13 protein-coding genes are annotated in these 13,308 nt (G+C 59.7%); 12 read left to right on the top strand and 1 reads right to left on the bottom strand.

Translation table 11 applies throughout. The features are described from left to right. Positions 1-101 precede the first annotated feature (101 nt). The 8 genes from CLH62_RS09295 (at position 102) to CLH62_RS09260 (ending at position 8,197) form a co-directional block, all read left to right on the top strand. Positions 102-1,325: an ABC transporter substrate-binding protein gene (locus CLH62_RS09295; protein ID WP_099617886.1), complete on the top strand. Its 1,224-nt coding sequence runs from the start codon at positions 102-104 to the stop codon at positions 1,323-1,325. Between the two features lie 76 nt (positions 1,326-1,401). Further along, positions 1,402-2,271 (top strand): branched-chain amino acid ABC transporter permease, encoded by an 870-nt coding sequence (locus tag CLH62_RS09290; RefSeq protein WP_099617885.1) that lies wholly within the window; start codon positions 1,402-1,404, stop codon positions 2,269-2,271. Beyond that, a complete protein-coding gene (locus CLH62_RS09285; RefSeq protein WP_099617884.1) occupies positions 2,268-3,215 on the top strand; it encodes a branched-chain amino acid ABC transporter permease in 948 nt (315 codons plus the stop codon). Before CLH62_RS09290 ends, CLH62_RS09285 begins: the two co-directional genes overlap by 4 nt. Then, positions 3,212-3,994: an ABC transporter ATP-binding protein gene (locus CLH62_RS09280; protein WP_099617883.1), complete on the top strand. Its 783-nt coding sequence runs from the start codon at positions 3,212-3,214 to the stop codon at positions 3,992-3,994. The genes CLH62_RS09285 and CLH62_RS09280 overlap by 4 nt, the downstream gene beginning before the upstream one ends. Next, a complete protein-coding gene (locus tag CLH62_RS09275) occupies positions 3,991-4,695 on the top strand; it encodes an ABC transporter ATP-binding protein (protein WP_099617882.1) in 705 nt (234 codons plus the stop codon). Before CLH62_RS09280 ends, CLH62_RS09275 begins: the two co-directional genes overlap by 4 nt. A 61-nt stretch (positions 4,696-4,756) precedes the next feature. Further along, positions 4,757-5,440 (top strand): TetR/AcrR family transcriptional regulator, encoded by a 684-nt coding sequence (locus tag CLH62_RS09270; RefSeq protein ID WP_099617881.1) that lies wholly within the window; start codon positions 4,757-4,759, stop codon positions 5,438-5,440. A gap of 45 nt (positions 5,441-5,485) precedes the next feature. Then, complete coding sequence (locus CLH62_RS09265) at positions 5,486-6,949, top strand: NAD-dependent succinate-semialdehyde dehydrogenase (RefSeq protein WP_099618820.1); 1,464 nt, start codon at positions 5,486-5,488, stop codon at positions 6,947-6,949. Between the two features lie 24 nt (positions 6,950-6,973). After that, positions 6,974-8,197 (top strand): CaiB/BaiF CoA transferase family protein, encoded by a 1,224-nt coding sequence (locus CLH62_RS09260; RefSeq protein WP_099617880.1) that lies wholly within the window; start codon positions 6,974-6,976, stop codon positions 8,195-8,197. Positions 8,198-8,239: 42 nt separating this feature from the next. On the opposite strand, the gene CLH62_RS09255 is transcribed toward CLH62_RS09260, so the two are convergent. Next, the gene (locus tag CLH62_RS09255) at positions 8,240-9,034 is read right to left on the bottom strand and encodes an enoyl-CoA hydratase/isomerase family protein (RefSeq protein WP_099617879.1); all 795 of its coding nucleotides are present in this window, start codon (positions 9,032-9,034) and stop codon (positions 8,240-8,242) included. A gap of 251 nt (positions 9,035-9,285) precedes the next feature. On the opposite strand from CLH62_RS09255, the gene CLH62_RS09250 reads away from it, so the two are divergent. The 4 genes from CLH62_RS09250 to CLH62_RS09235 all read left to right on the top strand — a co-directional run bounded on the left by CLH62_RS09250 (position 9,286) and on the right by CLH62_RS09235 (position 13,304). Further along, positions 9,286-10,101: an ABC transporter ATP-binding protein gene (locus CLH62_RS09250; protein WP_099617878.1), complete on the top strand. Its 816-nt coding sequence runs from the start codon at positions 9,286-9,288 to the stop codon at positions 10,099-10,101. After that, a complete protein-coding gene (locus CLH62_RS09245; protein WP_099617877.1) occupies positions 10,101-10,979 on the top strand; it encodes a branched-chain amino acid ABC transporter permease in 879 nt (292 codons plus the stop codon). The genes CLH62_RS09250 and CLH62_RS09245 overlap by 1 nt, the downstream gene beginning before the upstream one ends. A 1-nt stretch (position 10,980) precedes the next feature. Beyond that, on the top strand, positions 10,981-12,024 hold the full coding sequence (locus CLH62_RS09240) for a branched-chain amino acid ABC transporter permease (RefSeq protein ID WP_099617876.1): 1,044 nt from the start codon (positions 10,981-10,983) through the stop codon (positions 12,022-12,024). A gap of 71 nt (positions 12,025-12,095) precedes the next feature. Then, positions 12,096-13,304 (top strand): ABC transporter substrate-binding protein, encoded by a 1,209-nt coding sequence (locus tag CLH62_RS09235; RefSeq protein WP_099617875.1) that lies wholly within the window; start codon positions 12,096-12,098, stop codon positions 13,302-13,304. Positions 13,305-13,308 lie beyond the last annotated feature (4 nt).

Raw genomic sequence — 13,308 nt, 5'->3', positions numbered from 1 at the left:
CGATAACGGGAACAACGCATTCACAACAACGAAAACCGGGCCTGATCCTTGGGCCCTGAAAGTTCCAGTGACAACAAAGACAAGAACACAGGAGCACTACCATGAAAACAACAAGCATCAAGAAACTCATGGTCGCGATGACCGCAGCCGCGACCCTGGGTACCGCCGGTACCAGTCATGCCGAGGATCCGATCCGGATCGGGGGCCTCTACATTCTCTCCGGCAGTGCCGCCACTTACGGTGAGTTTGCCCAGAAGGGCATCAACCTGGCGGTGGAGGAAATCAACTCCTCTGGCGGCATCCTTGGTCGCCAGGTGGAAATGGTCTATGAGGACAGTCAGGGTAAGGCCTCGGTGGCCATCCAGGCTGCCCGGAAACTGGTTTACTCCGAGGGTGTCGACGCCCTGGTGGGTCTGGACAGCTCGGGAGTTGCCCAGGGTATGGTTCCGACCATGCCAGAGCTGCAGAAACCGCTGATCATTACCCACGCCGCCACGCCGGATGTCACCGGCAATCTGTGTAACCCCTTCACCTACCGCATCAGTGTGAACGTGGCCCAGAACATGAAGGCTGCCGCCCTGGTGGCTGCGGAAACCGATGCCACCAACTGGACCACCATCGGTCCGGACTACGCCTTCGGCCACCAGTCCTGGGAGTTCTTCGGCAACTACCTCAAGGACATCAAGCCGGATGTGAACCTGATGTCGGAGACCAACTTTCCGCGCTTCGGGGCCGAGGATTTCACCCCGTTCATTGACCGGGTAATGGACTCTGATGCCGAGGGTGTGCTGATCTCCGTCTGGGGTGGTGACCTCGTCAACTTTATCCGACAGGCCAACACCCGTGGGTTCTTCGAAAAGGACCTGGAGGTGATGTTTACCGTCGGTGCGGCGACCGAGGTGCTTTCCGCCCTGGGCGACGAAATGCCAGAGGGTGTGCATCTGTCCACGCGTTACTGGTATGAAGCCTATGACAACGCGGTGAACGATCGCTTCGTCAAGGCTTACATCGACGCCTACGGCACGCCCCCGAGCTACAACGCCGAAGGGGCCTATGCGGCTATCTATGCCTATAAAAAGGCCATGGAAACAGCCGGCACCACCGAAGGTCCTGCCGTCGCCAAGGCGCTTAGCGGCATGAGTCTGGAGGCACCGAACGGCACAGTGACTTTCCGCGAGGGTGATCACCAGGCGATGGTCAGTCCGAACTGGGGTGTTTCGGGCCCGATGCATCCGGAGCACGGTATCCGCACGCTGACCAATCTGCAGATCTTTGACGGCGAAAAAGTAGCCCGCACTATCGAAGAGACCGGCTGCAAGCTCTGACCTGACTTTTGTTTTACGCTTGCCGTGGCGTCCCCCGGGGCGCCACGAAACCGGCCCTAACCTAATGAGGTAATCCATGTCTGGCATCGGAGCGGCGTTGCTGAATAGTCTCGATATCGGCTTGCTGCTGTTCATTATCGCAGTGGGCCTGAACATCGTGTTCGGTGTGTTGAACATCATCAATTTTGCCCACGGGGCACTCTACATGCTCGGGGCCTACCTGGCCTTCACCCTGATTAATATTGCGGGAATGCCCTTCTGGGCGGCCCTGCTCCTGGCGCCGATTGGCGTTGCCATCCTGGCGGTGATCATCGACCGGGTCCTGTTACGTTTCATCTATTCCCGGGACGTGGCAGACAGCCTGCTACTGACCTTCGCCATTCTGCTGATCATCAACGAGAGTGTGCGAATGATCTGGGGTAGCGGCATCCATGTGGTCCAGCCGCCGCAGCTGCTGTCCGGCTCAGTGGAGCTGCTGGGCAGTTCCGTGGCCACCTACAGCCTGTTTGTGATCGTCATCGGTCTGCTCCTGCTGGCGGGGCTCTGGTACCTGTTCAACCGCACCCGCGTCGGCCGCATCATGCGGGCGGCCGCCCTGGACCGGGACATGGCCGAGGCGCTTTGCATCAACACCCGGATGGTGGTGACCGGCGTGTTTGCCTTTGGTGCCTGGCTGGCCGCCGTCGGTGGTGTGATGGCCGCGCCCATGCGTGCGCTGGACCCGGGCATGGGGGACAAGATCATTATCGAGTCGTTCATCGTCGTGGTGATCGGCGGCCTTGGCAGTTTCCCGGGTGCCTTGCTTGGCGCCATCATCCTGGGCCTGATTCACGGCTTCGGTGGCCGTTACCTGCCGGAAGTGAACCTGTTGTTGCCGTTCGTGGGCATGGCGCTGGTTCTGTTGTTCAAACCAAACGGCATTATGGGTAAGGGGGCAAGCGCATGAAGACCAAGGTTCTGATGGCCATTCTGGCTGTGGTGATCGCCGGGCTGATTGCGGTGCCCTGGATCGCTTCGTATTTCTATGTGTTTATCTTTACCGAAATCCTGATCCTGGGTCTGTTCGCGGCCAGCTTCAACCTGATTTTCGGTTATACCGGCATGTTGAGCTTCGGGCATGCGGCCTTCTTCGGTATCGGCTCTTATGCCACGGCCCTGGTACTGATCCACCTGGAGTGGCCGTTCCTGGCCTGCCTTCTTGTTTCCATGGGAGCGTCTGCACTGCTGGCGCTGATGATCGGCTTCCTGAGCGTCCGCCTCAATGAGGTGTACTTTGCCATGCTTACCCTGGCTTTTGGCATGATGGTCTTTGCGATCGCCTATCAATGGCGCTCGGTGACCAACGGCAGTGACGGTCTTGCAGGATTTACTCTGGGTTCTTTCGGGCTTGGTCTTGACCTGACCCTGGCGAATCCGTCGGTCTATTACCATGTGGTGTTGGCTATCGTGGCCATTGCCTCGGTGGTGCTCTACGTGATCTGCCGCAGCTCCTTCGGCATGATCCTCAGGGCCATCCGCCAGAATCCCGAGCGGGTATCCTTCGCCGGGCTGAACGTACGCACATACCGTTTGGTGGCTTTTGTTATTGCCGGCACTTTCGCGGGTCTGGCCGGTGGTCTGATCGCGCCGTTCCTGCGGGTGGCGAGCCCGGAACTTCTGCACTGGTCCATGTCCGCCGAACCTATCCTGATGGCCATCCTCGGTGGCACCGGGTATTTCCTGGGCCCCTTCATCGGTTCTGCGGCGTTCGTATTGCTGGAAACCTGGATTACCACGTATACAGAGTCCTGGATGCTGGTCCTGGGCATCATCCTGGCGATGATGGTGATCTTCTTCCGCAAGGGTCTGCTGGGTACCGCCATTGACTGGTGGATGGAGGTAAAGAAATGAGTAACCCGGTCCTTACCATTGCTAACCTGACCAAGCGTTTCGGCGGAGTCACTGCGGTCTCCGATATCAACCTGGAGGTCATGCCCAAGGAAACCATCGCGATTATCGGTCCCAACGGTGCCGGCAAGACAACCTTCTACAACATGGTGTCCGGCCGGATGCAGCCGACTGAAGGCAAGATCATGCTGGATGGCAAGGACATCACCGGCATGCCGCCTCACAAGATCAGCCGGCTGGGAGTATCCCGGTCGTTCCAGATCAATAACATCTTCCCGGAGATGACGGTGCAGGAGAACGTGGAGGTCGTGCTGTCGGCCTACCACGGCCACAGCCGCAAGCTGTTCAACATTGCCTCCCGCAATACCGGAATCCAGCAGGAGGCGGTCGAGTTTCTGAAGCGTCTGGGCATCGACAGCCTGAAGCAGCAGCGTGCGGAAGTCATCAGTTACGGCGACAAGCGATTGCTGGAAATCGCCATGGTGCTGGCAACTCAACCCAAGCTGGTATTGCTGGACGAGCCCACTGCCGGGATGACCCCGGATGAAACCCGGCGCACCACCCAGCTGATCAAGAAGCTTGCGGACAGCGGTGACTACACCTTCATGATCACCGAGCACGATATGGATGTGGTGTTCAACCTGGCGGACCGCATTCTGGTCATGCACCGTGGCGAAAAGCTGTTTGCCGGTACACCCGAGGAAGTGAAGAACCATCCCGAGGTTCGTGTCGCCTACCTGGGTGAAGAAGACGACGAGGCGGTCGAGGAGGCCAACCCATGATTCTTGATGTTCGCAATATCCAGACGTTCTATGGTGAGAGTCAGGCGCTCCAGGGTGTTACCCTTCAGCTCGAAGCCGGTGAGACGGTTTGCATCCTCGGCCGAAATGGTGCGGGAAAGAGTACCACTCTGAAAAGCATTATGGGGCTGACGCCGCCGCGATCCGGCGAGATCATCTATGACGGCAAGCCGGTGCAGGGCTGGCCCGCGCACCGGATTGCCCGCGCAGGTATCGGTTATGTGCCGGAAGACCGTCGGATCTTTCCCGGCCTGACGGTGCGGGACAATCTGGATGTGGCATCCTATCAACGCAAGGGCAGTACCGCGCGCTGGACGGTGGATGGCATCCTCAAGAAGTACGAAATGCTCGGTGAGCGGGCGGATCAGGACGGCGCCACCCTGTCCGGTGGCCAGCAGCAGATGCTGGCGGTGGCGCGCTCGCTGATGATTCAGCCGAGGCTGCTGTTACTGGACGAACCCAATGAAGGCCTGGCCCCGGTTATCGTGCAGCAGATCGGTGAGTTGATCGACGACCTCAGCCAGACGACAACCATCCTGTTCACCGACCAGAGCGTGCGGTTTGCTCTCAAGCATGCACAGAGAGCCTATATCCTTGAGAAGGGCCAGGTAGTACATGAGGCAACCAGTGACGAGTTACGCTCTGATCAGGCCACACAGGACCGGTTTCTCTCGGTGGCATAGTCTGTGGGTGGCATAATCTGGCTTATAATCACCGCCGCAGGAGCAGGCAGTCGTGGCACCTATGATTGAGAATTACGAAGCATTCCGAGGTGAACTCAGCATGTCCAAGGAGGACGTGATCCGTGATGTTTACCGCCAGAACAAGGAACGAATCAGCATCAAAAAGGAGGCGACGGCGGTCAAGAATCTGACCCGGATCATCGAGTCGACCCTGCGGCTGGCCAACTCCAAGGGGTTCCATGCCATGACGCTGAGGGACCTTTGCGGGGATTCCGGGATGAGCATGGGTGGGCTCTATGCCTATATCCGCAACAAGGAAGACCTGATCCACCTGATCCAGAGCCACGGATTCATTATCACGCGCCGGACCCTGCTCCATTACACCGGAGAGGTCGAGGACGTCCGGGACCGCCTGTTCGCCGCAATCAAGGCACACCTGTATCTGAGCGAGCTGATGCGGGCCTGGTTCTACTTTTCCTATATGGAAGCGAAGAGCCTGCCGGCTGAAGAAAAACGCGACGCCGTTGCCATTGAGCTGGAGATCGAGGAGATCTTTCTCGGGTTAATTGAAGACGGCATTGAGGCGGGGGTTTACCGCTCGAGAAATGCCCGTCTTGTTGCCTCGATGGTCAAGGCCTTGTTGCAGGACTGGTACCTGAAGCGCAGAAAATACCGGGATCAGAATGTTGCCGTTGACGACTATGCTGCCTTTGTCAGGGACGTGATTGAAAGCTATCTGCTCTGATGACATTGACTCCCTCTTTTGAGGGCCGTGAGGACTGTGATGACTATCCGATTGACGAATCCGGAACTTTTGCGCGCAAGCGCCTATATCAACGGGGAATGGGTCCAGGCCCGTTCCGGCAACCAGCTCCCGGTGACCAACCCGGCCAATGGTGAGCATCTGGCCGATGTGCCGGATATGGACGCAGAAGACACCCGGCAGGCCATCCGGGCGGCCGAGGCCGCATGGCCGGAATGGCGTGCCCGGCCGGCCAAGGAGCGAACGGGCATCCTGCGCCGGTGGTTCGATCTGGTGATGCAACATCAGGAAGACCTGGCCCGGCTGATGACCGCCGAACAGGGCAAGCCGCTGGCGGAAGCCCGCGGTGAGGTGGGGTACGGCGCCAGCTTCATTGAATGGTTTGCCGAGGAAGCCAAACGGGCCTATGGCGACGTGATTCCCGGCCATGGCCGGGACAAGCGGATCGTGGTTATCAAACAGCCCATCGGCGTGGTGGCGGCAATCACGCCCTGGAATTTTCCGGTGGCCATGATCACCCGCAAGGTAGCCCCGGCCCTGGCGGCCGGATGTCCGGTGGTGGTCAAGCCCGCAGAGGATACCCCGCTGTGTGCCCTGGCCCTGGCGGTGCTGGCGGAGGAGGCCGGTGTTCCCCCGGGAATCCTCAACATCATTACCTGCGCAAAGGCCCGGGCGCCGGAGGTGGGTGAGGAACTGAGTACCAACCCGGTGGTTCGCAAGGTGTCGTTCACCGGCTCCACGCCAGTGGGCAAACTGCTCATGCGTCAGGCCAGCGGCACGGTCAAGAAAGTCAGCCTGGAGCTGGGTGGCAATGCACCGTTCATCGTGTTTGACGATGCCGATCTGGATGCCGCGGTGACCGGACTGATGGCCTCCAAGTACCGCAATACCGGGCAGACCTGTGTGTGTGCCAACCGCATCTATGTGCAGACTGGCGTGTACGACGAATTTGTTGAAAAGCTGAAAGAGGCGGTCGGCAAGATGGTGGTGGGCCCCGGTCTCGAAGGCGAGACTCACCAGGGCCCGCTGATTAACCAGGCGGCCCTGGACAAAGTCAAACGGCACATCGCTGATGCCACCGGCAAGGGCGCAAACGTCGTCCTCGGAGGCCAGGCTCACGCACTGGGCGGCACGTTCTTCGAGCCCACCATCCTCACCGATGTCACCCAGGACATGCTCGTGGCCAGTGAGGAGACCTTTGGCCCGGTGGCGCCGCTGTTCCGGTTTGAAACCGAGGAGCAGGCGATCGCGATGGCCAATGACTCGGAATTCGGCCTGGCGGCCTACTTCTACAGCAATGACATCCGGCGCATCTGGCACGTGGCCGAGGCTCTCGAAACCGGCATGATCGGTATCAACGACGGGATCATTTCCACCGAGACGGCCCCCTTCGGTGGCGTCAAGGAAAGCGGCCTTGGCCGGGAAGGTTCCCGGTATGGGCTGGACGAGTTCATGGAACTCAAGTATCTCTGCCTCGGTGGCATGCGCTAAGAGTCCACCTCTATGGAGAATCGGATGTCAGGCTCTTTGTCTCACCTGCGTGTCCTGGATCTTTCACGGGTCCTGGCCGGCCCCTGGGCGGGTCAGATCCTCGGGGATCTGGGTGCGGAGGTCATCAAGATCGAGCGCCCTGGAACCGGTGACGACACGCGGTCCTGGGGACCGCCCTATCTTCAGGGGGCTGATGGCAGCGCCGAACTCTCGGCCTACTTCCTGAGCGCCAACCGGAACAAGCAGTCCCTGGCGGTTGATATCGCCCATCCGGAGGGGCAGGAACTGGTACGCAAGCTGGTGGCCGAATCGGATGTGGTACTGGAAAACTTCAAGGTGGGCGGCCTCAAACGCTATGGCCTGGATTACGACAGCCTGAAGGGCATCAACCCGAAACTCATTTACTGCTCGATTACCGGATTTGGCCAGGATGGCCCCTACGCGAACCGCCCCGGCTATGATTTCCTGATCCAGGCCATGGGCGGATTGATGAGCATCACCGGGCAGCCGGATGGCGAGCCCGGCGCGGGCCCGATGAAGGTGGGTGTGGCCCTGACGGACATCATGACCGGGCTCTACGCCACCATCGGCGTACTCGCCGCGCTCAGCCACCGGGACCGTACCGGGGAAGGTCAGTATGTGGAGGCCGCGCTGCTGGATGTGCAGGTGGCCTGCCTGGCCAATCAGGCCATGAATTACCTGACCACGGGCAAGGCACCGGTCAGGATGGGGAATGCCCATCCCAACATCGTGCCTTACCAGGATTTCCCTACGGCAGACGGCAATATGGTGCTGACAATCGGCAACGACCAGCAGTTCGCCCGGCTATGCGACGTGCTCGGCCACCCTGAGTGGGCGGGCGATGAGCGCTTCGTGACCAACCGCGCCCGGGTGGCCAACCGCAGGGAACTGATCCCGAAACTGAGGCAGGCCACCGTGATGCGCTCCACCCGGGAGTGGGTGGAAATCCTGGAGCGGGCCGGAGTGCCCTGCGGGCCGGTGAATACCCTGGATCAGGTATTTGACGATCCCCAGGTTCTGGCCCGGGGAATGAGACAGACTGTCCCCCATCCGGACCTGGGCGAGGTACCCACGGTCGGCAATCCGATCAAGCTGAAACTGACTCCGGTGACATACCGCACGGCACCGCCGTTGTTGGGGGAGCAGTCGGAGCGGGTCCTGCAGCAAGTTGCCGGCCTTTCTTCCGGGGAGATCAAGGCGCTGAGGGAGCGCGGAGTCATCTCTTGACCCCCGATCAGCCTGGCTAGCGCGGACGGTTACCAGCGCCTCTTACCGCCCCCGGAATTGTGCAGGCCGCTTGGCCAGAAACGCCGACACACCCTCGGCGAAATCGTCGGTCCGGGTCATATCAAGGAAGGCCGCCCGCTCCGCTTCCAGATGGGTGGCCAGCTGATCGCCGTTGGCCCGGTCGGTGAGCTGGCGGAATGCGCCAAACGCCCGGGTGGGTCCGTTGGCGACTTTTTCTATGATGCGGTTCAGCCGGTTTTCATAGTCGCTGTCCGGGGCGACGTCGGTGATCATGCCCCAGTCCTTCGCTTCCTGCGCGGTAAGGGTCCGCCCAAGCAGCATCAATTCCGCCGCCCGGCCGGCGCCGATCTTGTGCGCCAGAAACCAGCTGCCGCCGCAGTCGGGAACAGCGCCGATGCCGTTGTAGGCCACCAGAAATCTGGTGTCCTCATGGGCCACGACCAGGTCCGCCATCAATGCCAGGCTAAGCCCCGCGCCGGCGGCGACGCCCTTCACCGCTGCGATTACCGGGGCATCCATGCTGCGTAACAGCAGAATGGCGGGGTTGACCGCATCCAGAATGGCGCTGATCGCGCTACCTGCCTGTTCCGGTGTGCCAGACATGCTGGAAACGTCACCGCCCGCCATAAAGGCGCGTCCCGCGCCGGTGAGGACTATGCAGCGCACGCCGGGTTGTGCTTTCAGCTCCCGGACGGCAGCGAGAAAGGCTTCCGCCAGGGGTACATTGATCGCGTTCAGCGCTTCTGGCCGGTTAAAGGTAAGCATTGCCACACCGGTTCCGGCGTCAAAGCCGGTGGTTACCAGTCTGTCTGTCATTGTTGCTTGCTCTCACGTTGCAGCAGGTCTGAAGGCCGGTTCCCTGCGTAACTGTTGGTATTATCTGTCAGGTAACAGGATAGAAGGGATTGCCTAATGTTGCCTGAATGGACTACTTTAAATCTTGATCGGGGGCTAACCCCGGCGACCAGAAAAAACAAAAATTACAATCATCTTTAGGCGCGAGTTGGGTATAAATGAGGCGTGTTCGCGTGCCTGTTTACCCGGCGCCAAGGGTGCCGGGAGGTAAAGTGAGCATCCTCGAGATCAGCAACCTGTCTCTGTCTTTTGGTGGTGTGAAGGCCCTGCAGGATGTCAGTTTCCGGGTGCCTGAGAACACTGTCACCACGATAATCGGCCCTAATGGTGCCGGCAAGACCTCCCTGTTCAACTGCATTTCCGGGTTCTACAAGCCCCAGCAGGGCACGATCAGCTATGAAGGGCAGGTGCTTTCAAGCGGTATCAAGCCTCCGCGACGGGCCGCGCTGGGTCTGGCCCGAACCTTCCAGAATATTGCCCTGTTCCGGGGTATGACCGTCCTCGACAACATCAAGCTGGGCGCCCACGTGCACATGAAAAGCGGCTTGCTCAGCGCACTGGCCTATTTTGGTCCTGCCCGTCGGGAGGAGATGTCAGTGCGCAAAGATGTGGAGCAACGGATCATCGACTTTCTCGAAATCGACCACATCCGCCGCCAGCCGGTGGCGAGCCTGTCCTACGGCTTACAGAAGCGGGTGGAACTGGCCCGGGCCCTGGCCATGCAGCCGAAAGTGCTGATGCTGGATGAGCCGGTGGCCGGCATGAACCGGGAAGAAAAAGAGGATATGGCCCGCTTCATACTGGACATCCGGGAAGAGTGGGGCATTACCGTGCTGATGGTGGAGCACGACATGGGCATGGTCATGGATATTTCCGACCACATTGCGGTGCTCAATTTTGGCCAGGTCATTACCGAGGGTCTGCCTTCGGATGTCCAGAAAAACCCCGAGGTGATCAGGGCCTACCTGGGCAACAGTGACATCGACAGCCTGCGCAGGAAGCTCAATCCGGAAGAGGAGGCGGCCTGATGGACTGGTTGTTCTTCGGCGAAATCAGCCTGGCCGGCCTGGCGATGGGCGGGCTTTATGCCCTGATTGCCCTCGGTTTTGTGATCATCTACAAGGCCACCCGGGTGATCAACTTTGCCATCGGCGAAATCATGATGTTTGCCGCCTACCTGTTCCTGGCCTTTGCCGGTGGCATGGAGCTCTCCGCATGGATCGCGCTGCCGATGGCCGTTATTGGTGGCAGCATCCTGGGCGGGGTAATCGAGAAGACCATGATCCGGCCAATGCTGGGTGAATCCCCGATCTCGGTGGTGATGGTGACAATCGGCATCGCCAGTATCCTGGTGGGCCTGGTGGAGTTCATCTGGACCGCCAACCCGCAGCTGCTGCCCAGTTTTCTGCCCCGGGAGCCGGTGTTTATCGGCCCGCTTTATCTCGCGCCCAAAATTGCCTACGGCTTCCTGATCGGTTCCGCCCTGCTGATTATTTACCTGCTCTATTTCCGCTTCTCCCGGGGCGGCGTTGCGTTGAGGGCAACAGCGTCGGATCAGGCCGCCGCCTATTCCATGGGCATCAATGTGCGCCGGGTGTTCAACATGGCCTGGGTGTTCGGTTCACTGGCGGCGTCACTGGCTGGTGTACTGGTGGCTGCCACCGGTGGCCTCAGCCCCCAGTTCGGGATTATCGGGCTGAGTGTTCTGGTGGTGGTGATTGTTGGTGGCCTGGACAGCATTCTGGGTGCCCTGGTAGCCGGCGTGTTCATTGGCTGGCTGGAAACCGTGGCCGGCGCCTACCTGGGTGGTGAGTACAGGATGCCGGCGACCTTCCTGGTGCTGGCCGTGATTCTGGTGATCCGTCCTTATGGCCTTTTTGGCACCCACGAAATAGAGCGAGTGTAAGATGCGCATCGGTGACGCAAAACAGAGTTACGAAGCCGATGAGGCGATCTGGACCAGCCACACCCAAAAACTGTGGTTCGGGCTATTCCTGCTGATTCTTCTGCTGTTCCCGTTCATGGCCGATTCATACTTGCTCTATCTGGGATGCCTTGTAGGCATTGCCGTGATCAGTACTACCGGCCTGAACATCCTGACCGGATTTACCGGCCTCATTTCCCTCGGCCAGGCAGGGTTCATGGGTGTGGGCGCCTACACCGTCGCCTGGCTCTCTCTCAACACCGGCCTGCCGTTCCCGGTAACCCTGGTGCTGGCGGGACTGATGGCCGCCGCAGTAGGCATCCTGGTGGGCCTGCCCTCGCTGCGGGTCAAGGGACTTTATTTGGCAATCGCCACCCTGGCGGCCAGTGTGTTCCTGCATTTCATCTTCGCCGAGTGGGAGTCGGTCACCGGCGGCATGGGCGGCCTGAGCCTCGAGCCTGCGCACCTGTTCGGGTGGAGCTTCCAGAGTGACTTCATGATGTATTTCATCATCGTGCCGCTGGCGGTACTGATGGTATTTGCTGCCCGCAACGTGTTCCGGACCCGGATTGGCCGGGCGTTTATCGCCATTCGGGACCGGGATATCTCCGCCGAGATTCTCGGTATTGACCTTTTGCACTACAAGCTGATGTCCTTCGCTCTCAGCTCTTTTTACGCCGGGGTGGCCGGTGGCCTGTTTGCCTATTTTTTCCGGGTAGTGACGCCGGAGAGTTTCCCGCTGTCGATGTCGATTTTCTATCTGGCGGCAGTGATCGTCGGCGGCATGGGTAACCTGCTGGGAGGCATACTCGGTGCGGCTTTCATGACACTGGTGCCGGAAGCCCTGAAGCTGATCACCGCCGCCCTGACCCCGTTCTACCCGGACGCCCCGGTGTTCATGTCGCCGATGCTGGAGATAATCTTCGGCGCCCTGATTGTGGGCTTCCTGATCTTTGAACCCCATGGCCTCGCGGAAATATGGCATCGCATTCGCCGTTTTTTCCGCCTGTGGCCGTTCCGGAATTAATCGTGTTTCAACGGGCTGGTTGTCGAAAGCCCGAGCAATACCAACAACAAGAAGCAGCAAGGAGAAGAAACATGTTCAGAAACATCCTCAAAAAAGGGCGCCGGCTCGCCGGGCTTGGCAGTCTGGTCGCTGCGTTAACCGTAGCCGCTCCGGCGATGGCCCAGGACAAGGAACCCATCGTCTTCGGTGGCTCCATACCACTGTCCGGTGTGTTTGCCTTTGCCGGCATTCACATCCATGCCGGTCTTACCGACTACACCGACTGGATCAACAACCAGGGCGGCATCAACGGCCATCCGGTGAAGTATGTGATGGAAGATACCGCCTATGAAGTGGACCGTTCGGTGGCTGCCTTCAAGAAAATCTCCGGCAGTGATTCCCCAGCCACCTATTACGGTGACAGCACCGGCTTCATGAAGACCATCGCCTCGGAGCTGAACAGCCAGGGCGATACCCTGATGAGTGGTGCGTCCTTTGCCACGGCATTGACTGATAACGAGCAGTATCCCTATCAGTTCATTCCGGGACCCAACTACAGCCAGATGTTCGGAATCATCCTGGAGTACATTGCAGACCAGGGTAAGGACGGCGATATGCCGACGGTTGCCTTCGTGTACAGCGATACCGAGTTTGGCAAGGATCCGATTGAAAACGGCAAGGCCCGGGCCGCCGAGCTGGGCATTGAAGTGGTTGAGAATATTGTCACCAAGCCCGGCAGCGTGGATGTGTCGGCGGAAGTCCTGAAGCTGCGTCGCGTTCGCCCGGATTTTGTGGTGTTCCACGGCTACGTACTGTCGCCGATCAACGAGTTCATGGTGCAGATGCGCCAGATGGGCCTGGATACGCAGTTCATGGGCACCTTCTGGTCCTCGGACAAGCTGATCATCGACAAGATGGGAGCGGACGCCGATGGCTACATGGGCGTGATGCCCTACAACTACTACGACAGTGAGGAAAGCGGGCCGATGCTGGATGCGCTCCGGGCCCAGGCCGAGAAGAGCGATCCCGAAGCCGGCTACCGCCCCACCGGCTACATGCAGGCCTGGTTCAACGCCATGGTGTGGACCGAAGTGGTCAAACGCACCCTGGATGCGGGCAAAGATCTCACGGCTGAGAATATGGCCGCCTCCCTGGCGTCGATTGAGGACTGGGACACCGGTGGCATCATCGGTATTCCGGTCACCGTGAAGGATATGTCGTTCCCGGTCGGTCGTATCTGGCGGGTGAATGCCGAGGCAGGCCGTTACGAGCCGGTATCGGACTGGATTCACCTCGACTGAGGGG

The organism is Marinobacter guineae, from assembly GCF_002744735.1.
In the GTDB taxonomy this organism is placed as follows: domain Bacteria; phylum Pseudomonadota; class Gammaproteobacteria; order Pseudomonadales; family Oleiphilaceae; genus Marinobacter; species Marinobacter guineae.
The sequence above is the reverse complement of the archived record's forward strand: the minus strand, read 5'-3'. Positions and strand labels throughout refer to the sequence as shown.